This is a genomic window from Marinococcus luteus (genome assembly GCF_034497705.1).
GTDB classification, from domain to species: domain Bacteria; phylum Bacillota; class Bacilli; order Bacillales; family Marinococcaceae; genus Marinococcus; species Marinococcus luteus_A.
The window spans coordinates 231,774-256,569 of sequence record NZ_JAXRUV010000001.1 but is presented as its reverse complement, the minus strand read 5'-3'; the positions used below and the strand labels follow the sequence as shown (position 1 = coordinate 256,569).

Below are 24,796 nucleotides of genomic sequence, written 5' to 3'. Positions count from 1 at the left end.
CCACCGCTTTATTTTGCATAATCTACTGCCCGGGTCTCCCGTATCACCGTTACGCGGATATGTCCCGGATAATCCAACTCACTTTCAATCCGTTTCGTGATGTCGCGTGCCAGCTGCGGTGCCAGCTGATCGTCCACCACGTCCGGCTTCACCATAATCCGCACCTCGCGTCCGGCCTGGATGGCGAAGGTTTTCTCGACCCCTTTGAAGGATTCCGAAATTTCTTCGAGCCGTTCCAGACGGCGGATGTACGTTTCAAGCGTCTCTCTGCGTGCTCCCGGCCGCGCCGCGGAGAGCGCGTCTGCAGCAGCGACGAGGGAAGCAATCACGGAGGTTGCTTCAGTATCCCCGTGGTGGGAGGCGATACTGTTGACGACGACCTCGTGCTCTTTGTATTTCTTAGCGAGCTCGACGCCGATTTCCACGTGGCTTCCTTCGACTTCATGGTCGATGGCCTTCCCGAGGTCATGAAGCAGTCCGGCGCGGCGGGCCAGCTGTTCGTCTTCCCCGAGTTCGGCAGCCATCAGCGCGGTCAAATGCGCCACTTCCATCGAGTGCTTCAGCACGTTCTGGCCGTAGCTTGTCCGGAAGTGAAGGCGTCCGAGAATTTTCATAAGATCCGGATGCAGCCCGTGAATGCCCATTTCAAACGTTGCTTCTTCGCCGTATTCGCGGATGAACTCATCCACTTCCCGGCGTGCTTTTTCGACCATCTCTTCGATACGTGCCGGATGAATGCGGCCGTCCTGCACGAGGCGTTCAAGCGCAATGCGCGCCACCTCGCGGCGGATCGGATCGAAGCCGGAGAGAATGACAGCTTCCGGGGTATCATCGATGATAAGATCAATACCGGTTAACGTTTCAAGCGCCCGGATGTTGCGTCCTTCACGGCCGATGATCCGCCCTTTCATTTCATCGTTTGGCAGGTTCACCACAGACACCGTCGTTTCGGCGACATGGTCGGCAGCGCAGCGCTGCAGGGCGAGGGATAAAATATTCTTCGCTTTTTTGTTGGCTTCTTGTTTGGCCTCTTCTGTCCGTTCTTTGATCAGAAGCGCCGTTTCGTGTTCCATCTCTTGTTCGGTCTCGCGGCGGATCAGCTCTCTGGCATCCTCCCGCGACATTCCGGAAACACGTTCAAGTTCCTCCTGTTGTTTGGCGAGAATCTCCTCCACTTTGCTGTTATTTTCCTCAACCTGTTGTTGTTTTTCGTAGAGAGCTTCCTCTCTACGCTCCAAGGATTCTTCCTTTTTGTCCAACGTCTCACTTTTTCGGTCAAGGGTCTCTTCTTTCTGCATCAAGCGGTTTTCTTGTTTTTGAACTTCATTTCTTCGTTCATTCAGAGTGCTCTCTGCTTCTGCCCGAATTTGATGTGCTTCGTCTTTAGCTTCCAACCGCGATTCTTTTAAGATTGTCTCTGCCTGCCGCTCAGCTTCTTTCACAATCTGGCCGGCTTCGTGCTCGGCGCTTTTGAATTTCGCTTCGGCAATCGCTTTTCGGACAAAATATCCAATCAAACCAACTATCAATGCACCGATAACAAGCAAAATGGAGATGATTGCAGTGTTCATACATGTCACCTCCTCTTGCTATCTGATTGTTCACTTTCGGTTGTTGCGAAAGTTGCATTGATGATTCTTTTTCGTGTCCGCATTGTTCTGCTTGCGAATTAATACGCTCATCGAAGTGCGGAACAAAACAAACGTTCCACTTCTTTATTGTATCTTTACCGCATGGCGCTGTCAAGAAAGCTCACTGGCAGGAATCCCTGTTTTTATAGGGATTGACACCGTTTTCTTTCCTCACAGCCTCCTGCTTTCTCTGCCCGCCCGGCAGGAGTTTCGTGTGCTGCTGTCTCCCCCTTACCTTTTTCCGCACGAAAAAAAGGCGCCGGAATTCCGGCGCCTCGGCGGTGATTTAACGGTTCGTATCTGCTGTTTCTTCCTCTTCAGCAAGCAGTCCGGATTCCGCCGGAGCCTCCGGTTCTTCTTCCGGCTCTTCCGGTTCGGACTGGATGTCGTCGAGCTTGTAATGGTCGCGGATTTTCCGTTCAATCGCCGCGGCCGTTGCTTCATTTTCCTTCAGGAACTGCTTCGAGTTTTCCCGCCCCTGGCCAAGGCGTTCGCCTTCGTAGGAGTACCATGCACCGCTTTTAAGCACAATGTCGAGATCAGCACCGATATCGAGAATGGAACCTTCGCGCGAAATGCCTTCGCCGTACATAATATCCACTTCCGCCTGACGGAACGGCGGTGCTACTTTGTTTTTCACCACTTTGATTCTCGTTTTGTTACCGACCATTTCGTTGCCCTGTTTGAGCGTTTCTGCCCGGCGCACTTCAAGACGCACCGAGGAGTAGAATTTCAGCGCACGGCCGCCGGGAGTTGTTTCCGGGCTGCCAAACATGACGCCGACCTTCTCACGGATCTGGTTGATAAACATGGCAATCGAGTTCGATTTGCTGATCGCCCCGGAAAGCTTCCGCAGCGCCTGGGACATCAGACGTGCCTGCAGGCCGACGTGGCTGTCGCCCATTTCGCCTTCGATCTCCGCCTTCGGCACGAGCGCCGCCACGGAATCAATGACGAGAATGTCGATGGCGCCGCTTCGTACAAGCGCCTCGGCAATTTCAAGCGCCTGTTCGCCTGTGTCCGGCTGGGAAAGAATCAGGTCATCAATGTTAACACCAAGAGCCCGGGCATAGCTTGGATCCAGAGCGTGCTCCGCATCGATAAAGGCTGCTGTGCCCCCGTCGCGCTGGGCCGCGGCAATGGCGTGCAGAGCCACTGTCGTTTTACCGGAGGATTCCGGGCCGTAAATTTCCACGACACGTCCGCGCGGATAGCCGCCGACTCCGAGGGCAATATCTACGGCCAGGGCGCCGGTGGATATGGTGGAAATGCGGCGGTCGGTCTGATCGCCGAGCTTCATGATCGACCCTTTACCAAACTGTTTTTCGATGCGGCTCAGTGCTTGATCCAATGCGGCTTTTCTTTCGTTCATCTTATCTCTCCTTCAAGGATATATACTATTAAACAGATACTCTCTTCCCCACGAAGAACGTATCCATACATGCCTGCTGTTGTTCAGGAAGCGTTCCCGCTGTTTTCCTGCTTTCTACATTATATCTTTTTTTGTTCGGTTTGCCAACAGATATGCGAACATTTATTCGTGTTTTTTCTTTTACCCGAAAAGCCTTGCCGCTGACAGGCTGACGGTAAAAAAACTCTTCAGCGGCGGCTGCCGCTGAAGAGCGAACGGATTACTGGGACTGGCGCTGCGTGTTCCGGTTCGGACGGGCCGGACGAGGCTTCGCCGGCTCGAGGTTCACGCGCGTGCCGTTAATGCGTGCGTGCCGGAGGGCTTCATACACAAACGGCGCGCTGTCCTGCGGTACTTCCACAAAGGTGAATTTATCAAAAATATCAATCTTGCCGATCGACTTGCCGGGAATACCGACCGCGTTCGAAATTTCTTCAATCAGTATTTTCGGCGTCATGTTCACATTGCGGCCGACATTGATAAAGAATCTTGTCATGCCGCGGGCTCCGCCGGTTTCACCGAAGCCGCTGCTTTCGTCGGATTCGCTCACCGTGGCGGCAAAGTTCAGCTTCATCAGTGAGCGGACGACGTCCTTCGGATCATACTCGTTAAGAAGCTCATCCGTAATCTCATTAAAGAGGCTGAGCTCCGATTCCTCCTCCATCTGCGAGGCGATCTGGCGCTTCCATGCTTCCTGCTGCTTTTCCACCACTTCTTCGATGGTCGGCACCCGGTGCGACGGGATATACATTTTGATTTCCGATTCGATCGAACGCAGATGCTTCATTTCGCGAGGCGTCACAAGCGTCAGTGCTTCGCCCTTGCGCCCGGCTCTGCCTGTGCGGCCGATGCGGTGCACGTAGCTTTCCGGGTCCTGAGGAATGTCATAGTTGATCACGTGCGTGACGTTCTGCACGTCAATACCGCGGGCGGCGACATCAGTGGCGACAAGGAATTCGATCGCCCCGTTGCGGAATTTGTTCATCACGGCGTCGCGGTGCTGCTGGGTCAAATCCCCGTGCAGCCCGTCTGCGAGGTAGCCCCGCGCCTGCAGAATTTCCGTCAGGTCAGCCACACCTTTTTTCGTACGACAGAAAATAATGCCAAGGTCCGGGTCGCGCGCATCAAGAATCCGGCAGAGCGAATCCTGCTTGTTGCGCTCGAGCACCTTAAAGTACGACTGCTCGATGTTTGGCGCCGTCACTTCACTTTTGTTGATGGAAACCGTCACCGGATCCACCATGTATTTTTTCGACAGCTTACGGATCGCCGGCGGCATCGTCGCCGAAAACAGCAGCGTCTGCCGGTCGACGTTTACCTGTTTTAAAATCGCTTCAATGTCTTCCACAAAGCCCATGTCGAGCATTTCATCCGCTTCGTCGAGCACGACAGTATTAACTTTGTCGAGCTGCAGCGTTTTGCGGCGAAGATGGTCCTGCACCCGGCCCGGCGTACCGATGACAATCTGCACACCCTGCTTGAGCGCTTTAATCTGATGGCCGATCGACTGGCCGCCGTAAATCGGCAGCGAGCGGATGTTTAAATGCTTGGAGAGCTTCTGGATTTCCGACGATACCTGAATGGCCAGCTCGCGGGTCGGAGTAATAATAATCGACTGCACGTGCGGCTCCTCGGTCACTTTATTTAAAATCGGAATGCCAAACGCTGCGGTTTTACCGGTACCGGTCTGCGCCTGTCCGATCAGATCCTTCTGCTCGAGGGCATCGGGAATCGCTTTTTCCTGTACCGGGGACGGCTCTTCAAAGCCCATCTCCCGTACGGCCTGTTTAATTTCGTCCTTCATTTGAAAATCATTGAATGTTGTCATTTTCTACCACCTTTTCTTTCCATAACAATCGGCACCCTTCATATAAAGCCATAAAGCGGACACGATCCCTGGTGCCGGCGATGTGAATTTGTTTTGAGATCGTTCCCTGCGGTCCAGATATTCCGATCCAGACGAGTCCGGGCTCCTTACCTTCATCGCGGTCCGGCCCGGCGACACCGGTAAATGAAATACCGACGTCGGTGTTGAATTTTTCCTTCACTTTTTCGGCCATTGCTTCTGCGCAGGCCGCGCTCACGGCGCCCTCCTCGTCGAGAAGCGCCCGGTCGATGCCGAGAATGTGCTGTTTGGCTGCTTTGGAATACGTCGTGACCGATCCCTGAAATACGCTCGAGGCGCCCGATATGTCCACGATGGATTTCGCAAACCAGCCGCCGGTCAGGCTTTCTGCCGAAGCGATCGTCTGAGCGCGCTCTTTCAGCACTTCTACCGTATGGTTAAAGACCGAATCGTCATCATAGCCGTAAAAATGCTCCCCGACACGGCCAAGCACCTGCTTCTCCACGCCGGCAATCATCTGTACCGCTTCGTCTTCCGTCGCGGCAGCCGCCGTCAGCCGGAGCGTAACTTCGCCGTCGCCGGCCAGAGGCGCAATCGTCGGATTCGTCTGGGCTTCGATCAAATCCTGCAGCTCCTCCTCGAGCGAGGATTCCCCGATGCCGTAAAAACGGAGCACCCGGGACGAAACGAGCCGGTCGCTCCCGGCAAGCGCCGCCACGTAAGGCTCAACGTCATACTTGTACATGGATTTCATTTCCCTGGGCGGGCCCGGGATTAAAACGTAATGCGTGCCGTTTTCTTCGACCGCCATCCCGCAGGCCATGCCATTCTGGTTAAAAAACACCGTACTGTTCTCCGCGTAGTGCGCCTGGCGCATATTGGACGCCGGCATCGTCCGGCCCGTGCGCTCGTAATAGTCCCTGATCTTTTGCGCTGATGCTTCGTGCACGAGCAGCTTCCGGCCGGTAAAGCCGGCCACCACGTCTTTCGTAATATCGTCCTGCGTCGGTCCGAGGCCGCCCGTCAGGATGACGATATCCGCCCGTTCGGAGGCTTCCCCGATGGCTTCATGCATGCGGGCTTCATTGTCCCCGACCACCGTATGGCGGAAAACATTCACCCCGAGGGAAGCTAATTCCTTTGATAAATACTGGCCGTTCGTGTTGGCAATCTGGCCCAACAGAAGCTCTGTTCCTACTGCAATAATTTCAGCGTTCATTTACACGTTCCTCCGATACAGCTTACATCGTCTTCATAATCACGGCGCGGTTTTTCCAGAAATAATCGACGCCGGATATGATAGTTAAAATAACGGCAACCCACATGAGGACATCACCCGCCGGAAAGCCGGCATAGGAAAATGGAAAGTGATGAAGCAGGAGCACCACGATAGCAACCATTTGGAATGTGGTTTTCCATTTTCCGAGTCCGCTTGCTGCGATCACGTTTCCTTCCCCGGCAGCCACCAGTCGGACACCGGTAACCGCAAATTCACGGCTTAAAATAATAATCGCCATCCAGGACGCAAGCATGGAAATGTCAATCAGCACAAGCAGCGCCGCCGTAACGAGCAGCTTGTCCGCAAGCGGGTCCAGAAATTTGCCAAACGAGGTTACCAGGCTGTACTTTCTTGCAATATAGCCGTCGAGCCAGTCAGAGCCGGCCGCGATCGCAAAGATGACTGCACCGATGAAATGATGCACCGGAAGCTCGGCGTTGCCGACTGACCAGGTGCCAAACGGGAAAGGCACCAGAACGGCGATCACGAATAACGGAATCATCAACACACGGGCAATTGTAATTTTATTGGGTAAGTTCATCTGCGTCCTCCTACTTGCAAATCGTGCTATTCCGTCCACATTCCAGTCTTTCATATTGTATCACATATCTTTTTTTCTCATGGAACAAAACGCACAATTTGTTTATGGCAAAGCAAAGCCTTCGTTCTGAACATTTCAGAAGCGAAGGCCGGATTTATTCTTCTGGCACTGCCGTAAACGTAATAACCTGGTGGGTGCCATCTGAAGGGTAAGAAAAGTCCCGGCCGTTGACGGTCAGCTCCATGTTGTTCGTGTTGCCGACGTTGACGGTGATTTCTTCTGCCTCATACGTTTCTTCGAGCTCATCGCCCTCTGCCTGCTCTGCAAACATATCAAGCATCTCGCCGTCTGCATCCGTTATATCCACGTAGGAGTTGCCGCTGAAGCTCATCGTAAGCTCGAATGTTTCTGCCCCGATCACATCATATGACGCGTTGTCCCCGTCCGAGGAGGTTTCCTCCAGCTGCACATCGGTGTCCTGGGTTTCCTCTTCTTCAGCATTTTCGTCTTCTTCCCCGCCAGAGCCCCCGTTATTTTCCGGGGCGTTTTCTGCATTATCCTCTGCAGCTCCGCTGTCTTCTTCCGGAGACCCGGATTCAAACTGGACGCCGGTCCCTTCGTTGCTCTGCTGCTGGGTCTCTGTATCGCTGTTTACATTTTGAAACAACACCCAGATGCCTGCCCCGATAATAAGAAGAAAAATAAGCGCAAAAATAAAGGGCAGGAAGGATGTTTTTTTCTGTTTCTGCTGCGGCCGCTTCTGCTGGCTTCTGCTTCGCGTCTGCTTTCTTGACGCCCGCGACGGCATCTCTGTCGGCTCCTGCTTTGGCGCCGGGAGTTCATGGCCATACTGCTGGAAAACATTCTCGGCGTCCAGGCCGAGCGCTTCGGCGTAGCTGCGGATAAACGCCCGGGCATAAAAAGCCCCCGGCAGCGCCCCGTAATCACCGGTTTCAATCGCCTGCAAATACCTTCGCTGGATTTTCGTGCGCTGCTGCATCAGCTCGAGGCTTGCTCCCTGGCGCTCGCGTTCACCGCGAAGGTACGGTCCTAACTCTGCCATAACGGCTCACCTGCCTCTTTCACGTTAACTAATATCAAACGACGAAAAGCCGGAATCCACTGTATCGTACGAGATCACCTGGCTTTCATCATTTCTGAGCTCAATCATGCAGTCAAAATCATCCGCCGTATACGACGTTTCGCGGATGAAAATATCCGGATGCTCCACAACTTTGACCGCAGGCAGCCGCATAATCTCCTCCACCAGGTCGCGATGTTTCCGCGCCGCACGCATCGTGGTGACAATCCCGTCGATAATAAACACGTGGCTGTTCGTCCGTTCATCGTCGCCGAGCTGGGTACGCATCGTCTGGCGCAGAAGCGTCGACGACACAAACGTCCAGCGTTTATTGGCACATACGCTCGCGGCCACGAGGGACTCGGTCTTTCCGACCCGGGGCATCCCGCGGATACCGACAAGATAATGACGGTCCTTTTTGAACAGCTCGGCCATAAAATCGACGAGGAGCCCGAGGTCGGGACGAACGAAACGGAACGTTTTCCGGTCATCGGCATCGCGCTCAATGTAGCGACCGTGCCGGACAGCGAGCCGTTCACGGAGCCCTGGCTGTTTGACCTTTCGTACGGAAATGATCTGAATCGTATCAAGGATGGCGCGAAGCCGCTGAATGCGGTCAAAGCTGTCACAGCGCAGAAGCAGCCCCCGGCGGTTGCCCTCCACCCCGTTGATGGTTACGATATTAATTGCAAGCATACCGAGCAGCGAAGAAATATCCCCGAGCAGGCCGGGGCGGTTTTGATGAATTTCGTATTCCACGTACCATTCGTTGCCAGCCATCAGACGTCCCCCTCTTTGTCTCTATTTCTTTTATTGTACGTCATTTTTTCCCATTTGAACAGAAAACGACGGGGGTTTCAGGACGGAAATAAACCGTCAACGCGGAGCACTTCCCCGTGCACATAAGCGGCATCCTTCGAGCATAAAAAAGCGACTGCGCCGGCCACTTCCTCCGGCGTACCGATCCGCCCGATCGATACACGTCCGGCAACGTCCAGCTGTTCTTCCTCCGTTAAATGGCCGAGCATCGGAGAGGCGACTGCCCCCGGTGCTACGGCATTTACACGCACGCCGGACGGGCCGGTTTCTTTGGCGAGCGACCGGGTGAAGGATTCAATCATGCCCTTCGCCGCTGCATAGGTGGATTCCATTGCCGCCCCTTCCCGGGCCCAGACGGAGCTTACGAAAACGATCGTGCCGCGCCTGGCGGTGAGCATTTCCGGGAGAAGAGCACGGCTGACAGCCATCGCGCTCATCGCATTTGTCTGAATAATGGCATTTCGGTGCGCATAGGTGGTTTCCTGAAACAGTATGTATTCCTCCATGCCTGCAGCATGAATATAAGTATCAATATTTTTCGGCAGCCGGGCTATAAACGCCTCCTGGCCTGCCTCGGTGGCAAGATCGCCGTAGACTGCTTCTGCCTGCTGTCCGTTCTGGCGGCAGCGCTCCGCTGTCTGTTCTGCACGTTCACTTTCCCTGTAATAATGAAGCAAAAGCGGGCGGCCGGAGGCAGCGAGCCGTTCGGCTGTTGCTCCTCCAATCGCTCCGCTTGCTCCGGTAACGAGCGTCCAGTCAGGCATCTGCTTCCGCCTTCTGGTCGATAATGGATGTCGTTCGGTTGTCGATGCGGAATTCGCTCTCCAGCAGGCTGGAAATATCGTTAAACGTCACCTGCTGCATAATCTCCACCGCGTCCATGACCGAAGCTCCGTGAAACGCGTAGCGTGTGCCTTCGGTGGCGAGAAACTCGGTGGAATTCAGCTGCTTCACTAGCTGGCCGAGCAGCTTTTTGCGCATCCGTTCAAAGCGCCGTTCATCCATACCGTCGGTCTGCGCGTGCTCGATAATGTCGAGAATCCGGGCCTCGGTTTCTTCCGGCTTCGGCGTGTTACCGCCAAACGCCGCGAGTGAAAACGAACGCTCAATCATCGCCTCGCTTGAAAAGCTGTCATCGATCAGCCCTTCAGAGTACAGCGTTTCATACGCCTCCGAGCCTTCCCCGAACAGCGTTTCAAGCAGCAGCTCGAGCCGTGCTTCCTGATACAGCAGGTTGTCCGTTTCGCTGTGCAGCGACAGCTTGTAGCCGAGCAGCACCTTCGGCAGTCGGATGCTCATCTTTTCAACCGCCTTGGAATGAAGCGCCGTCGCTGGCTCATCCACTTCAATACGCTCCACATGATCCATCGGCGTAAATTCCTTCTGCGCCTGGTTGCTTCGCACGAGCTCAAAAATCTCCTGCGGCTCCACCGCGCCGGCCACGTACAAAATCATGTTCGCCGGATGGTAAAACGTATGATAGCACGTATACAGGTCATCCTTTGTGATCCGGCTGATGGACTCGGCCGTGCCGGCAATATCAATCCGCGCCGGGTGACGGTGATACAGATTACCTAGCAGCTGGAAAAACAGGCGCCAGTCGGCATCATCGTCGTACATGCTGATCTCCTGGCCGATAATGCCCTTTTCTTTCTCCACGCTTTCCTCGGTGAAATACGGATGCTGCACAAAGTCGAGCAGCGTATGCAGATTCACCGCGGTGTCATCGGTGCTTGAAAATAAATACGCCGTGCGCGTGAAGGACGTAAACGCATTGGCTGAAGCACCCTGTTTGCCAAACGTGTCGAATACGTCGCCTTCTTCATCTTCAAACATTTTATGCTCCAGAAAATGAGCGATGCCGTCCGGCACCTGCACGCTCTGCTTCTGTCCGATCGGCACGAAGGCGTTGTCGATGGAGCCGTAGTCGGTCGTAAAGGTGGCAAACGTTTTACTGAATCCCTGCTTCGGAAGCACGTACACCCGGAGGCCATTTGGCATGACCTCCGAGTAGACGGTTTCCTGCAGCTGATCATACTGTTGTTTCTGCATCTTCATCTTCCTTTCCGTGTAGGAAAAATACGGTATCAAGTACGATTGAATTCGCGCATGCAAGCACATCGTCTGCGCTCACCTGCTCAATTTCCTCGATCCATGTTTCAATAGGGCGGACGCGGCCCGCCATTTTGCCCTGAAAATGAAGGGCAGCCAGCCCGCCCGGAGCGTCGGTGGTCTCGCGGATCTGGTTGATAAGCATCCCCTTCGTCTGGGCCAGCAGTTCCTCTGAAACGGGCTCCTGCTGCAGCGCCTGCAGCTGTTCGCCAATCACTGCTTTTACCTGCTCGTACTGCTCCTTTTCAATGCCGGTCATCACCATGACCAGCCCCTTCTGGCTTTCGTAGCGGGAAGCAGCGTAATAGGCGAGGCTCCGTTTTTCACGCACCTCCTGAAACAGCTTCGAGTGCGGAAAGCCGCCGAACAGGCCGTTTGTTACCTGCATCGCAGCAAACTGCGGATCGTCCTGAGTAATCGTCGTCCGGTAGCCGAGCTGCAGCTTGCCCTGATGAATGTCATCCGACTCTTCCACGTAGCGGACACGCGGCGGACGTTCTGCGCCGTCTTCGACCGGCGGGAGGCTGCTCCGTTCCGGAAACGGGCCTGTAATCGCCTCGACGTCGTACGCCTCCACGTCGCCGACTACGTAGACATCAATGGCGTCTTCCGCCAGAAACTGCTCGTATACATCGTAGAGCTTCTGCTCATCGAGCGCCTCCATCCGGTGGGCATCGCCGAGCGGATGCACCGAATACGCTTCTGCGCTGCACATTTCCTGTACGAGACGCATGTTGGCATAGCGGTCCTTTTCATCATAAATCGTATTGATTTTCTGCAGCAGCGTCCGCTTCTCCTCCTCGACAATTTTCGGATTGAACGCGCGGTTCTCTGCGAGCGGTGCATGCACCATCTCCGCTAAAAAGGCGGTCGCTTCGGCAAACAGGTCCTCCTGCGCCGGCAAATACTGTTCGTTGACAAATTCCATGCGAAAGCTCATCACATGGTAATTGCCGCGTTTGCCGACGTCCACGCTGAACGTGGCGCCGTACAGGTCGTCGAGCTTTTCTTTTATATGGGACTGCGAAGGGTAGCGCAGGCTCCCTTTTTTCAGTACTCTGGCCAACAGCGCCCGTCCTGCTGCGGTATGCTCGGACAGCGGGGCGCGGCACTGCATAATTACAGCCGTCGTTTTAAACTGCTTCGTTTGAAATAAATGCACCGGAATATTGGTGTTCGTTGTCACTGGCTGCATCAAAATCCTCCTCAACTATGGTGCGTATCTTCCTTTTCTTCGGCTGGTTCGCCGCTTCCGCCGCGGGTATCGCCGAGCACTTCACGCGGCTTGCTTCCGCCGTATGGCCCGACAATGCCGCGGTCCTCCATTTCATCGATCAGGCGGGCTGCCCGCGTATAACCGATGCGGAACCGGCGCTGCAGCATCGATACCGAGGCACTCTGCATCTGCAGAATCATATCCACCGCTTCGTCAAACAGCTCGTCGCTCGGCCGTTCGGCCTGCGCCGGCTGCTCGTCGGGGATCATTTCCTCCTGGTACTTGGCTTTCTGCTGGGCAACGACAGCCTCCACCACCTGTTCCACTTCATGGTCGGACACAAACGCCCCCTGCACACGGGTCGACTTGTTGGAGCCGATCGGGGAAAACAGCATATCGCCTTTCCCGACCAGCTTTTCCGCTCCGCCGCTGTCAAGAATTGTCCGGGAGTCCGTCTGGCTCGATACCCCGAACGCAATCCGCGACGGAATGTTCGCTTTGATGACCCCGGTAATGACGTCCACGGACGGACGCTGGGTCGCAATAATCATATGAATGCCGGCCGCACGTGCCATCTGGGCGAGACGCGTAATCGCATCCTCCACTTCACTTGAGGCCACCATCATCAGGTCGGCGAGCTCGTCGACAATGACGACAATGTACGGAAGCTCGGGCTGCTTGGCCCCGCCTTTATCGTTCTGCTTCCGGATCCATTCGTTGTAGCCTTCAAGGTTTCTCGTGCCGGTGTGCGAAAACAGATCATAGCGGCGTTCCATTTCGGCCACTACTTTTTTCAGCGCCTGGGCCGCCTTCTTCGGTTCAGTAACGACCGGAGCCATCAGATGGGGGATGCCATTATATACGTTCAGCTCCACCATTTTTGGGTCAATCATCAACAGCTTCACTTCATGCGGACGTGCTCGCATTAGAATACTCGTAATGATGCCGTTGATGCAGACACTTTTTCCGCTTCCCGTCGCCCCGGCGACAAGCAGGTGCGGCATTTTATGCAGGGAGGCAAGAATCGGTTCACCGGAAATGTCCCGGCCGAGCGCGACATCAAGCACGTGGTCGTCTTTTTTCTCAAGCGACTCGAGCACCTCCCGGAGCGTCACCATCGCCACCTCCTGGTTCGGCACTTCAATGCCGACGGCAGATTTGCCCGGAATCGGGGCTTCAATCCGGATATCCCGTGCCGCGAGCGCGAGCGCGATATCATCGGAGAGGTTCACAATTTTGCTCACCTTTACCCCAACGGCCGGCTGGATTTCATATTTGGTCACCGCAGGCCCTAAATGAACCTCCGAGACGTTCGCCTTCACCCCGAAGCTCTGCAGGGTTTCCTCGAGTTTTTTGGCGTTGGCTGAAATCTGCGAACGCTCCTGCTGCTGGTTCTGATTTTTTGGTGCTGAGAGCATCGTAAGTGCGGGCAGCTGATAATTTTTGTTTTCCGTTTCCCCCTCGGTTACGCTCAGCATATCCGAGCGGTCCACGTCAGGTCCGGATTCGGCCGGAGCCTCGACTGCTTCCGTTGCCGGCGCTTCTTTTTTGCGTACGGGCTCCTCCGGCTTTGGTGCCTCTTTGGCCGCCGGCGGCTCCTGGTACGCCTGTTCGGTAAACGAGAAGATTTTCGGCTTTTCAGCGCCTTCCTTCGACTTTTCTACAGGTGCTTCAGGCGTCTCCTTCTGCTTCGGCGCCGCCTGTGCAGGTGTTTCTTTTCCCCGGGCTTCTTTTTGCTTTTTCCGCTCCGCCCGGCGCTGTTTTCCTTTTTCGACCGCCTGAGCCGCTCCCTGTTTGGAGGCACGGGCCACCCACGCCCCGCCTGTCTGCATCGTATGTTGGAAAGACCACTGCATAAGTAAAAACAGTCCTGCGATCATGAGAAGCACGGACACAATATAAGCTCCGGCTGTGCCAATCAGAAAATGAACAGCATCGTAGATAAGAGCTCCGATCGTGCCGCCCCCGATAGAGGCTGCCCCGGACCGGTCGAGCCAGCCGTCACGGCCGAACGTTTCCATAAAAACAGAAATCGCCGGATCATTGAAACCCGAAGCCCAGCGAACCTCCGTAAAGAGAAGCACCCCAAGGAAAAGAAGGGCGCCGCCTGTCCACCGCACCGGAAACTGCTTCACGATGGTCCGGTTGATCATCCAGACCGTGGAAAAAGCGAGTATAAACAGGTTCAATATCCACCAGAGGTCTCCAGTAAGCCACTGGGAACCGGAGCGCAGCAGCTGTCCGGCCCATCCCCAGCCGCCGAGCGATACGAGGGCGAGCAGCGCTGCCGCAAGCGCCGGCCATGAAAACGCCGGCTGCCTGCTTCTGTTCGACGAGGTTCGTTTTTTCTTCCGCTTCGCCGTTTTTGCCATGGTTTGGCTCCTTTCTCCCCGAAAAAACTCTATTCAATAAAACACCCCCTGCCCGCCAAACTGGCTAATGCAGGGGTGTGTCATGGCAAGCTTTTCGCGTGCTTTTAAATTTCCATAATAATCGGCAGAATCATCGGACGCCGTTTAGTTTTTTCAAACAGAAAACGGCTCATGGAGTCCCGGATGCTGCTTTTGAGCGTCGACCATTCGCTTACATTTTCGCTGATCGATTTTTCCAGCGTTTCGGATACTTTTTTATGCGCTTTTTCCATCAGCTCTTCGGATTCGCGCACGTAAACGAAGCCGCGGGAAATAATGTCCGGACCGCTTACGATGGTGCCGGATTTTTTGCTGAGCGTCACGACGACGACGAGAATGCCGTCTTCGGACAGCAGGCGGCGGTCGCGGAGGACAATGTTGCCCACATCGCCGATGCCGAGGCCGTCAATTAAGACGTTGCCGGCCGGTACTTTGCCGGATTTCACGGCTTTGCCCTTGCTGAATTCCACAACTTCCCCTTTATCAAGCAGAAAGACGTTGTTTGGATCCATGCCGGTTTCTTCCGCAAGCTCCCCGTGCACGAACTGCATCCGGTACTCGCCGTGCACTGGAATAAAGTACTGCGGCTTCACCAGGTTCAGCATCATTTTGAGCTCTTCCTGGCGGGCGTGGCCGGAGGAGTGCACATTTTCGCCCATAACGACCTCTGCTCCGATCTGGTAGAGAAAATCGATCGTCTGCGACACCGTTTTTTCGTTGCCGGCTACCGGGTTGGCGGCGATAATAACCATGTCGCCTTCTTCAATGGTTAAATTGTCGTCCTCGCCCTTCGCCATATTCATCAGCGCAGAGACCGGCTCGCCCTGGCTGCCTGTGCATAAAATAGCCACTTTTTTCGGGTCCATGTCCTCGACCTGGTCGGTCGTAATGAAAATGTCGTCTTCGGCATCGAGATAGCCGAGCCGGCGCGAAATTTCAATCGTTTTTTCCATTGCCTGGCCATTAACGGCAATCTTGCGGCCACTTTCCTCCGCTGCCTGGATCACCTGCTGAATGCGGTGGATGTTCGTCGCAAAGGTTGTAATCACGATACGTCCTTCGGTTTCCAGGAAGATATCCATGATTCCGTTGCCGGCAATCGCTTCCGACGGACTCACACCCGGCACTTCCGCGTTAATGCTGTCAGAAAGCAGGCATAGAACGCCCTTCTTCCCGATCTCGGTCAGTTTATCAAGGCTCGTGTACTGGCCGTCGACCGGCGTCTGGTCAAATTTGAAATCACCGGTATGGACAATAATGCCTTCCGGCGTTTGCACGACCATGCCGACCGAGTCCGGGATACTGTGGTTCGTCCGGAAGAAGCTTGTCTTCAGCTGGCCGGTCTGAATCACACTGTTGTCGTGCACCACACGGAAATCCGGCTTTTTGCGGAGACCTTTTTCTTTCACGTACGACTCCACGATGCCGAGCGTAAGCTTGGTGCCGTAGATTGGCACGTGCACCTGGCGGAGAATGTAGGTCAGAGCTCCGATATGGTCTTCGTGTCCGTGGGTTAAAAAGATGCCGCGGAGTTTTTCCTTGTTCTGTGTTAAGTATGAAATATCCGGAATGACGATATCAATTCCGAGCATGTCATCTTCTGGAAACATTAGTCCTGCGTCTATGACAATCATGTCCTGTTCTGATTCTATAACGTACATATTTTTTCCGATTTCCCCGATACCGCCAAGGGAAAAAACACGAACGTTACCATTCGCTTGTGTGGCCAAAGTATATTTCCTCCTAAATTAAAAATGAATTATTGCTGACGTCGATTTACGGCCCCAAAAAGAAACATTTTTCCCTTTGAGTGAATGGTTTCCGCACAAATCACTTATACTCAGTATAACCCAGGCGGTTTTTGAAATACAAGAGAAACTATTGCGCCAAGGCATTTTGAGCGGCCTCGCGCCGGCGATTCCTTCAGTATTTTTTATGTATATAAAACGGGACACCGGCAGCTGGGCTGTCGGTGTCCTGATAGAAATAACCGTTAGGAAGCGGCGGTAAACCACTGCTCAAGCTGGCGGATTTCGGCATCCGTGAGCGGCACGAGCGGCAGACGGGTGTAGCGGCCGGTAATGCCCATCTGTTCAAGCATCGCCTTTACCGGAGACGGGTTCGGGGCCATAAAGCAGGCCCGCATCTTTGGAAGGAGCGTCCGGTGCGCTTCCGCAGCCCGCTGCACGTTTCCGGAAAAGAAATCCGTCATCATCTGCTGCAGGTCCTCCCCGGCAATGTGCGCCGCTACAGATACCACGCCGTCGCCGCCGACCGAAAGCGTCGGGAGCGTCAGCGAATCATCGCCGCTGAAAAGCTGGAAGTCCTTCGGCGCGGAGGAAAGAAAGTGCGAAATCTGATCAAGGTTCCCGCACGCCTCTTTTACCGACGTAATGTTGGAAATCTCCGCAAGCCGGAGGAGCGTTTCCGGCAGCAGATTAACGATGCAGCGCCCGGGAATATTATATATCATCAAGGGCAGCGTCGTGGCTGCGGCAATCCGCTGAAAGTGCTGATACATGCCTTCCTGGTTCGGCTTGTTGTAATACGGGGTCACTGCCATCAGGCCGTCAATCCCGATCTTGGTCGCTTCGTTCGCCAGATCGGCGGAGTACGCCGTATTGTTCGTACCGACGCCTCCGATCACATCCATCCGGCCGCCGGCAATGTCCTTCACCCGCCGGAACAGCTGCAGTTTTTCATCACTGCTGAGCGTCGGGGATTCTCCAGTGGTACCAGCTACAACAACACCGTCGCTTTTTGTCGCAATCAAATGCTCCGTCAGCTGCTCGACTTGCTCCCAGTGAATGTCGCCATTTTCATGAAAAGGTGTAACCATTGCTGTAAGTAACTGTCCAAAAGCCATAGGTCGGCTCCTTTCTCTCATCTGCAGGGAATTGGTGCGGGTCGTGATGAGCCTCTGCAGCTTACTAGGAAACAGATGGGGGACGTACACCGGCACGTCCGAGATCAAATACGCGGTGAAGGGCAGCTACAGCTTTATCTGTATCCTGCTCCCGCACAAGCGCCCAGATGGTCGTATGCGAATCCGCCGACTGTAAAATCGGAACGCCGGCTTCTGACAGCGCGGTAACAATTTTAGAAGCAACACCCGGAACACCGGTCATACCGGCGCCGACTACGCTGACTTTAGCGCAATGAGGCACCGCTGAAAGGCTCCAGCCGTCCTCTTCAAGAGCATCAACCGCTATTTTTGCATGCGGGTCCGGAACGGTGAACACGGCGCTTTCAAGCCCTATATTAATAAAGTCCACGCTCAAACCAAGACTCTCCATCCGCTGAAACACGCGGGCATGCATGTCTTCGGACTGTGCCGCATCCGCCGTAACGCTGATCTGGGTGAGCGACGGAATGTGGGCGATGCCGGTGATCAGGCGCTCAGCCACTTCCCGGCCCGGGGCGCCGCCGAGCATGGACGTAATCAGCGTGCCCGGCTCTTTGGTCGACGTCGACCGGATACGGATCGGGACCTTCCCCTGCATCGCAATTTCAACCGCACGGGGGTGAATGACCTTTGCCCCCTGGTACGCCATGTTGCAGATTTCCTGATAGGTGACGGTGGAAAGCAGCCTCGCGTCCTCCACGACCCGCGGGTCCGCCGTCATCATGCCTTCAACATCGGTGAAAATATCCACCCATTCGGCCTTTAAGGCCGTGCCGAGCGCCGTCGCTGACGTATCGCTTCCGCCGCGTCCAAGCGTCGTAACCATCCCGTCCTCGCTGACGCCCTGAAAGCCGGTAACGACAACAGCGTCGTGCGTGGCAAGCAGCTCCTCCACTTTTTCTGTGCGCATATCAATGATTTTGGCGTTGCCGTGATTGCTGTCGGTAATAAACCCGGCCTGTGCCCCGTTTAAGGCAGCGGCCTTCAGCTGCTTTGAGCGCAGAAGCTCCGTAAACACCACGGCGGAGATGGTTTCCCCGCACGATACCAGCAGGTCGCGTTCGGCTCCGCCTTCTCCCGGCGCGCTTTCATCAATCAGGCTGAGAAGGGTGTCGGTGGCGTAAGGATCCCCGCTCCGGCCCATGGCAGAAACGACCACCACCACTTTATAGCCTTCGCGCACCGCGTCTTCGATATGGCCGGCGGCCTGCTCGCGCAGCTCCTTCGTTTTTACAGACGTACCGCCAAATTTTTGAACGATTATATTCATCGGTCCGGCTCCCTCACAGGTTATTTGATTAAATTAAGGCGGATCAGGCTTTCGGCAATCTGTACCGAGTTATACGCGGCGCCTTTCAAGAGATTATCCGATACGACCCAGAAATGGTACGCGTTTTCGCGGTCAAGGTCACGGCGGATACGGCCGACAAATACATCCGGCAGGCCGACGCTGTTCACAGCCATCGGATACACCTGGTTGGACGGATCGTCCTGAAGGGTAATGCCTTCGCCTTCGGCCAGTGTCTGCTGCAGCTCTTTGACATCCGGGTTGCCGGTTTCTGTTTCAATATATACCGACTCCGAGTGGCCTGTAGCGACCGGAAGGCGTACACATGTTGCTGCTACCGGGAGATCGTCCATATGAAGGATCTTTTTAGTTTCATTGATCATTTTCATCTCTTCAAACGTATAGCCGTTGTCCTGGAATTTGTCGATCTGCGGGATCGCATTGAAAGCGATTTGGTAGTGCTTTTTGTCACCGCTGACAGGCATAAGGTTTGCTTCTGCTTCTTCACCGTTCAGTACGGCCGTCGATTGGGTGTTCATTTCATCGACCGCGTCAAGCCCGGCACCGGATACGGCCTGATATGTGGAGACAATCACTTTTTTCAGCCCGTATTTCTGGCGGATCGGCTCAAGCGCCACCGCCATCTGGATTGTCGAGCAGTTCGGGTTCGCGATAATGCCATTGTGGCTGCGGAGGTCTTCTTCATTTACTTCCGGTACAACAAGCGGCGTATCCGGGTCCATCCGGTAGGCGCTCGTGTTGTCAACGACGATCGCACCCCGTTTAACCGCTTCCGGAGCCAGCGCTTTGGATATGGATCCGCCGGCGGAAAAGAGCGCGATCTGCACGCCTTCAAACGATTCAGGTGTTGCTTCCTCAATCGTATATTCCTGGCCCTTGAACGTCATTTTTTTACCGGCGGAGCGGCTCGAGGATAACAGCTTCAGGTCTCCGACAGGGAAATTTTTATTTTCTAAAGTTTTCAGCATCTGCTGGCCAACGGCGCCGGTTGCGCCTACGACCGCTACAGTATATGTTTCGTTAGACATATTCATTCTCCCTTTCTGGTTCATCCATTTCACATTTATTAAAACAAACTTTGCTTTATTTTACCACACTTGTCAGCACTGAAAAGGGCAATTATGGCTTATTCTTCGATGCTCACACTGAAATTGGAGCTGTTTTTCTTCAATAGCTCCGGCACACGGCCATCTGGCTGGATAAGTGAAGCGCTCGGCGGCGTCTGCATCATCGCAAGCCCCCGCTTTTCGACGTGTTCGAGCTGCACGCTGCTGAGCCTGTCCAGGGTTTCATCGATTCCGGGATGCCGGCCAAACAGCATTTCGTTTCTTGCGTTCCGGGCCATGCGGGCAGCTGACGACTCCAGTCCCAGCACAAAAGCCGATTTCAGCTGCGACCGGTGGTTTTCAATCTCCGCTTCTTTAATATTTCCAGCAGACAAACGTTCAAACAGCCCATCAACTGTCCTGATCAGCTCCTCCACCCGCTCCGGCGCCGCTGCACTGTAAATCGTATGAAAGCCGGTACGTTCAAAGGCTTCAAACGAAGAAAAGATGGAATATGCCAGCCCCCGTTCCTCCCGCACTTCCTGAAACAGGCGGCTGCTCATGGAGCCGCCAAGCAGGTTATTCCATAGCACCTCCGCAAAATAATGGTCATGAAAACGGGAAACACCGGGAAAGCCCAGACACAGGTGGGCCTGTTCGGTCTCCCTGTGTTTTACCTCCCTTCCCGGAACAAACACGGCTGTTTCCTCCCGGTTTTCCGCCCGGCGCCCGTGTCCCCAGCCGTCAAATAAACGTTCAAGGCAGGCAAGAAGCTTCCCGCTCACGTTGCCGGCAGCCGAAATAACAAGGCGCTCCGGCGTATAATGATCATGGAAAAAATCAAGCAGGCGCTCCCGGGTTATCTCACGGATCACCGGCCGTGTACCAAGGATCGGACGGGCCAGCGGATGGCTGCCGTAGGAAGCCTTCCAGAGCATATCGTGAATAATGTCATCCGGCGTGTCCTCCACCATGCTGATTTCCTCCAAAATTACATTCCGTTCTTTTTCCACATCCACCGGATCAAAACAGGAATGAAAGAACATATCGGCAAACACTTCCGCCGTCTGTTCCGCGTGTTCATCGAGTACGGTGGCCTGTAGGCAGGTGGTGTCCTTTGCCGTAAAAGCTTCCATTTCTCCGCCGATACGGTCAAAGTAGCCGGCAATGTCTGCTGCACTCCGTTCATATGTCCCTTTAAACAGCATATGTTCAATAAAATGGGCCATTCCGTTTTCCTCTGCCCGTTCCTGCCTCGATCCTGCATCTATCCACAGGCCGAGCGACACCGAACGTACATGCGAAATGTGCTCTGAGACCAGCCGAACTCCGTTCGAAAGATATTTCGTTTCCGCCATCTGCTTGGTCCTCCTTTTTTATTCTCTCTGTATTTATAAAAAAAAGGACCTGGAAATCCAAGTCCCTTCTGATCTATTATCGGATTACTGAGAAGGTGTGTCGGAGCTTTCTTTTGCAAGCAACGCTTTTCTCGACAGGTTAATCCGTCCCTGATTGTCTATTTCTGTTACTTTGACCATCACTTCATCCCCGATGGAAACAACGTCTTCCACTTTGTTTACGCGCTCGTGGTTCAGCTGGGAAATGTGGACAAGGCCTTCTTTTCCTTTAAACAGCTCTACGAAGGCGCCAAACTTCTCGACGCGTTTGACCTTTCCTAAATACGTCTCGCCCGGCTCTACTTCACGAATTAAATCTTCAATGATTTTTTTCGCTTCCTCGTTTTTATCCTGCTCAGTCGAGGAAATAAAGACCGTACCGTCCTGCTCGATATCAATTTTTACGCCGGTATCTTCAATAATCTGATTGATCGTTTTCCCGCTCGGGCCGATAACGTCACGGATTTTATCCGGCTTGATGTGCATGGACATAATTTTCGGCGCATATGGGGAAAGCTCTCCGCGCGTCTCGCTGATCGTAGCGAGCATGTTTTCGAGCACTTTCATGCGTGCGATTTTTGCCCGTTTGAGAGCAAATTCAAGCACTTCGCGGTCAATGCCCGCGAGTTTAATATCCATCTGCAGCGCTGTTACCCCGTCTGCCGTGCCAGCTACTTTAAAGTCCATGTCGCCGAGGGCGTCTTCCATGCCCTGGATGTCGGTTAACACGGCCAGGTCGTCGCCTTCCTTCACAAGACCCATCGCAATACCGGCAACCGGCGATTTGATCGGCACACCGGCGTCCATCATAGCAAGCGTACTTGCGCAGATGCTAGCCTGAGAGGTGGAGCCGTTGGATTCAAGCACTTCGGACACCAGGCGGATCGTGTACGGGAATTCCTCTTCGGAAGGCACGACCTTTTCGAGGGCGCGTTCGCCGAGAGCGCCGTGGCCGATTTCCCGCCGTCCCGGCCCGCGGATCGGACCGGTTTCCCCGACACTGAAGTTCGGGAAGTTATAGTGATGCAAAAACCGCTTCGACGTTTCGGTGCCGAGGCCGTCGATGATCTGCACCTCTCCGAGAGCACCAAGCGTACAGATGCTGAGCGCCTGCGTCTGGCCGCGGGTGAACAGTCCGGAGCCGTGCGTTCGCGGCAGAATGTCCACCTCGGATGTGAGCTGGCGGATGTCATCCGGGCCGCGTCCGTCCGGACGGATATGCTCTTCGGTAATCAGACGGCGGAATTCTGCTTTAACGAGTTTTTCAAAGATATCTTTTACTTCGCTATGCTGCTCCTCATCTTCATACGGCTCGGAGATCTGTGTTTTCAGCTCCTGGATGGCCACGTCGCGTTCTTTTTTATCGTTAATCATGACCGCTTCTTTCACGGAGTCCTGGAACTGGCTGCGAATCGTTTCTTCGAGATCCTTGTCCGTCTGTTTCAGCTGTACTTCCATTTTCTCCTGGCCGAGCTCGCTGATGATGCCTTCCTGGAACTCCACCAGACGCTTGATTTCTTCGTGACCGAACATAATGCCTTCAAGCATCGTTTCCTCCGGCACTTCGTTCGCTCCGGCTTCCACCATGTTGATGGCATCCTTTGTACCGGCAACCGTCAGTTCAATGTCGCTTCTCGCCGCTTCGGATTCCGAAGGATTGACGACAAATTCACCGTCGACCCGTCCGATAACAGCACCCGAAACCGGGCCGTAAAACGGAATGTCCGACAGGGAGAGAGCAAGTGACGAACCGACCATGGCCGCAATCTCCGGGGAAGCGGACTGGTCCACGCTCATCACCATGTTGATGACCTGCACGTCGTTACGGAAGCCGTCCGGGAAAAGCGGGCGGATCGGCCGGTCAATCAGACGGCTCGTTAAAACCGCTGTTTCGCTCGGTCGTCCTTCGCGCTTAATAAAGCCGCCGGGAATTTTCCCTGCAGCGTACAGCCGCTCTTCGTAATTTACCGTAAGCGGGAAGAACGGAAGATCCTTCGGTTCCTTTGAAGCCGTAACGGTGGAGAGCACCACGGTGTCTCCGTAGCGGATCATGACCGCTCCGTTTGCCTGTTTCGCGATGTGCCCTGTTTCGACGGTCAGCGTCTGCCCCGCCCATTCAATCGAGTAGGTTTTCTTTTCTTGTTCCAAATTTCAGGACCTCCTATACGTTTTTTTCACGTATACGTCTGACTGTCCGGGTATAAATATTCCATCCCGCCGGTACTGCCTGCTGGGTGGAAGCCCTTTCGTGCGCACAAGCTTAGCGCGGAAGCCCCGCCTGCTTACGCGCTAAGCTTGTGAGATGTGCGTAAGGGATCATTTTATACCGCACAGCCGCATACGTCATGCACATGGTTGTTTTTAGGTAAGAGAAAAAGCGGGAGATACCTCCCGCTTCCCAGTCATTCTTAACGGCGCAAGCCGAGTTTATTAATGATGTCGCGGTAGCGTGTAATGTCCTGATTACGAACGTACGTTAACAGGTTACGGCGCTTACCAACCATTTTTAAAAGCCCGCGGCGGGAATGGTGATCCTTTTTATGCTCACGCAGGTGTTCGTTCAACGAAACGATCTGCTCCGTCAAAATAGCGATCTGCACTTCCGGGGAACCGGTGTCGCCTTCATGTGTTTTGTACTCTTCGATCAACTCTGATTTACGCTCTGGTGTTAAAGCCATTCAGTCGACCTCCTTTTGTTATTTTGTTTCAACCATTTCCTCGCAAGCCGCAGGAGGCGCGTGCAAGCCAAGAAGTGGTTTCCATACATCAACCATCTTACCTTTTGAGCAGGAAAAACGCAAGGGAAAACAGGTTTTAGTCCCTGATTTCCTGCTTGAGCACCTGCTCGGCGGACTGTTTGTCTTCATGAAGCTGGGAAACAAGCGCATCGAGGGAAGGAAATTTCACTTCCCCGCGCAGCCGGTCCCGCCACTCAATGCGGACCGTTTTACCGTAAATGTCTCCGCTGAACTCAAATAGATGAACTTCAATTTCAGGGGGCCCGTCCCGTTCGTCGTGAAACGTGGGCTTATAGCCGATGTTGGACATCCCGCGGTACCAGCGGCCATCAATCAGTGCACGCACAGCATACACCCCGTCATCTGGAAGCAGGTACGGCTCTTCGGACTGGATGTTGGCCGTTGGAAAGCCAATCGTCCGTCCGCGTTTCTCTCCTTCGACGACAGTGCCTTCAAATGTATACCAGCGCCCGAGCAGGCGGGCGGCTTTGACCATTTCCCCCTCTTCCACCATCCGGCGGATCCAGGTGGAGCTCACCTTTTCTCCGTCTTCGGTATGTGGCGATACGGTGGAAAACGTAAAGGCGTCCCTTGAATGATACGGGAGCGTCTCCATCGTGCCGCGGCCAAATTTTCCGTACGAAAAATCGAACCCGGCCACCGCATGCTTTACGCCGAGATCAATGATGTAGGCATCGACAAAGGCCTGAGGATCGAGAGACGCAAAATCCTGGTCAAACCGCACGATGTACAACTCTTCCACCCCCAGTGACTCGAGCACACGCTGTTTTTCCTTAAGCGGGGTCAAATAGAACATATCTTCTTCCGTCTGCTTCGATAGTACCACCTTCGGATGCGGATGGAAGGTCATAACAGCAAGCGGCAGTTCCCTGTCCTCTGCTGCCTGCCGGGCCTTTTCAATCACTTCTGCGTGGCCGCGGTGCACCCCGTCGAAGTAGCCCAGTGCCATCACTTTCGGTTTTGAAAGCGACGCCGTTAACGTATGTGGATGTACAAGATGATGAACTTCCATTATTTTCACCTGCCGATATTC

19 protein-coding genes are annotated in these 24,796 nt (G+C 54.3%); all 19 read right to left on the bottom strand.

Annotated features, from left to right (window positions below):
• Nucleotides 1-8 precede the first annotated feature (8 nt).
• The 19 genes from rny to Q9M42_RS01200 all read right to left on the bottom strand — a co-directional run bounded on the left by rny (nt 9) and on the right by Q9M42_RS01200 (nt 24,775).
• Nucleotides 9-1,571, bottom strand: coding sequence for a ribonuclease Y (gene rny / locus Q9M42_RS01290; RefSeq protein WP_322524722.1), 1,563 nt, complete (start codon nt 1,569-1,571; stop codon nt 9-11).
• Nucleotides 1,572-1,917: 346 nt separating this feature from the next.
• Nucleotides 1,918-3,003, bottom strand: coding sequence for a recombinase RecA (gene recA, locus Q9M42_RS01285; RefSeq protein ID WP_322524721.1), 1,086 nt, complete (start codon nt 3,001-3,003; stop codon nt 1,918-1,920).
• Between the two features lie 259 nt (nt 3,004-3,262).
• Entirely contained in the window at nt 3,263-4,870 is a 1,608-nt protein-coding gene (locus Q9M42_RS01280) for a DEAD/DEAH box helicase (RefSeq protein WP_322524720.1), read from the bottom strand.
• On the bottom strand, nt 4,854-6,107 hold the full coding sequence (locus tag Q9M42_RS01275; protein WP_322524719.1) for a competence/damage-inducible protein A: 1,254 nt from the start codon (nt 6,105-6,107) through the stop codon (nt 4,854-4,856). Before Q9M42_RS01275 ends, Q9M42_RS01280 begins: the two co-directional genes overlap by 17 nt.
• A 22-nt stretch (nt 6,108-6,129) precedes the next feature.
• Entirely contained in the window at nt 6,130-6,708 is a 579-nt protein-coding gene (gene pgsA, locus Q9M42_RS01270) for a CDP-diacylglycerol--glycerol-3-phosphate 3-phosphatidyltransferase (RefSeq protein WP_322524718.1), read from the bottom strand.
• A 154-nt stretch (nt 6,709-6,862) separates the two neighbouring features.
• The gene (locus tag Q9M42_RS01265) at nt 6,863-7,771 is read right to left on the bottom strand and encodes a RodZ domain-containing protein (protein ID WP_322524717.1); all 909 of its coding nucleotides are present in this window, start codon (nt 7,769-7,771) and stop codon (nt 6,863-6,865) included.
• Between the two features lie 24 nt (nt 7,772-7,795).
• The gene (locus tag Q9M42_RS01260; protein ID WP_322524716.1) at nt 7,796-8,569 is read right to left on the bottom strand and encodes a DUF3388 domain-containing protein; all 774 of its coding nucleotides are present in this window, start codon (nt 8,567-8,569) and stop codon (nt 7,796-7,798) included.
• A 77-nt stretch (nt 8,570-8,646) separates the two neighbouring features.
• A complete protein-coding gene (gene ymfI, locus Q9M42_RS01255) occupies nt 8,647-9,372 on the bottom strand; it encodes an elongation factor P 5-aminopentanone reductase (RefSeq protein WP_322524715.1) in 726 nt (241 codons plus the stop codon).
• Nucleotides 9,365-10,660 carry an EF-P 5-aminopentanol modification-associated protein YfmH gene (yfmH, locus tag Q9M42_RS01250; protein WP_322524714.1) on the bottom strand — a complete coding sequence of 432 codons (1,296 nt, stop codon included), beginning with the start codon at nt 10,658-10,660 and terminating at the stop codon, nt 9,365-9,367. The genes ymfI and yfmH overlap by 8 nt, the downstream gene beginning before the upstream one ends.
• Entirely contained in the window at nt 10,641-11,915 is a 1,275-nt protein-coding gene (yfmF, locus tag Q9M42_RS01245) for an EF-P 5-aminopentanol modification-associated protein YfmF (RefSeq protein WP_322524713.1), read from the bottom strand. Before yfmF ends, yfmH begins: the two co-directional genes overlap by 20 nt.
• 11 nt (nt 11,916-11,926) lie before the next feature.
• The gene (locus tag Q9M42_RS01240) at nt 11,927-14,308 is read right to left on the bottom strand and encodes an FtsK/SpoIIIE family DNA translocase (protein WP_322524712.1); all 2,382 of its coding nucleotides are present in this window, start codon (nt 14,306-14,308) and stop codon (nt 11,927-11,929) included.
• A gap of 104 nt (nt 14,309-14,412) precedes the next feature.
• Complete coding sequence (locus Q9M42_RS01235; RefSeq protein WP_322524711.1) at nt 14,413-16,077, bottom strand: ribonuclease J; 1,665 nt, start codon at nt 16,075-16,077, stop codon at nt 14,413-14,415.
• Between the two features lie 263 nt (nt 16,078-16,340).
• The gene (gene dapA, locus Q9M42_RS01230; RefSeq protein ID WP_322524710.1) at nt 16,341-17,213 is read right to left on the bottom strand and encodes a 4-hydroxy-tetrahydrodipicolinate synthase; all 873 of its coding nucleotides are present in this window, start codon (nt 17,211-17,213) and stop codon (nt 16,341-16,343) included.
• 64 nt (nt 17,214-17,277) lie between these two features.
• Nucleotides 17,278-18,522, bottom strand: a complete 1,245-nt coding sequence (gene dapG / locus Q9M42_RS01225; protein ID WP_322524709.1) for an aspartate kinase — start codon at nt 18,520-18,522, stop codon at nt 17,278-17,280.
• Nucleotides 18,523-18,542: 20 nt separating this feature from the next.
• A complete protein-coding gene (asd, locus tag Q9M42_RS01220; protein WP_322524708.1) occupies nt 18,543-19,589 on the bottom strand; it encodes an aspartate-semialdehyde dehydrogenase in 1,047 nt (348 codons plus the stop codon).
• 98 nt (nt 19,590-19,687) lie between these two features.
• The gene (locus tag Q9M42_RS01215; protein WP_322524707.1) at nt 19,688-20,965 is read right to left on the bottom strand and encodes a M16 family metallopeptidase; all 1,278 of its coding nucleotides are present in this window, start codon (nt 20,963-20,965) and stop codon (nt 19,688-19,690) included.
• An 84-nt stretch (nt 20,966-21,049) separates the two neighbouring features.
• Nucleotides 21,050-23,152, bottom strand: a complete 2,103-nt coding sequence (locus Q9M42_RS01210; RefSeq protein ID WP_322524706.1) for a polyribonucleotide nucleotidyltransferase — start codon at nt 23,150-23,152, stop codon at nt 21,050-21,052.
• 260 nt (nt 23,153-23,412) lie between these two features.
• Nucleotides 23,413-23,682: a 30S ribosomal protein S15 gene (gene rpsO / locus Q9M42_RS01205; protein WP_022792814.1), complete on the bottom strand. Its 270-nt coding sequence runs from the start codon at nt 23,680-23,682 to the stop codon at nt 23,413-23,415.
• A 136-nt stretch (nt 23,683-23,818) separates the two neighbouring features.
• Complete coding sequence (locus tag Q9M42_RS01200; RefSeq protein ID WP_322525242.1) at nt 23,819-24,775, bottom strand: bifunctional riboflavin kinase/FAD synthetase; 957 nt, start codon at nt 24,773-24,775, stop codon at nt 23,819-23,821.
• Nucleotides 24,776-24,796: the final 21 nt, after the last annotated feature.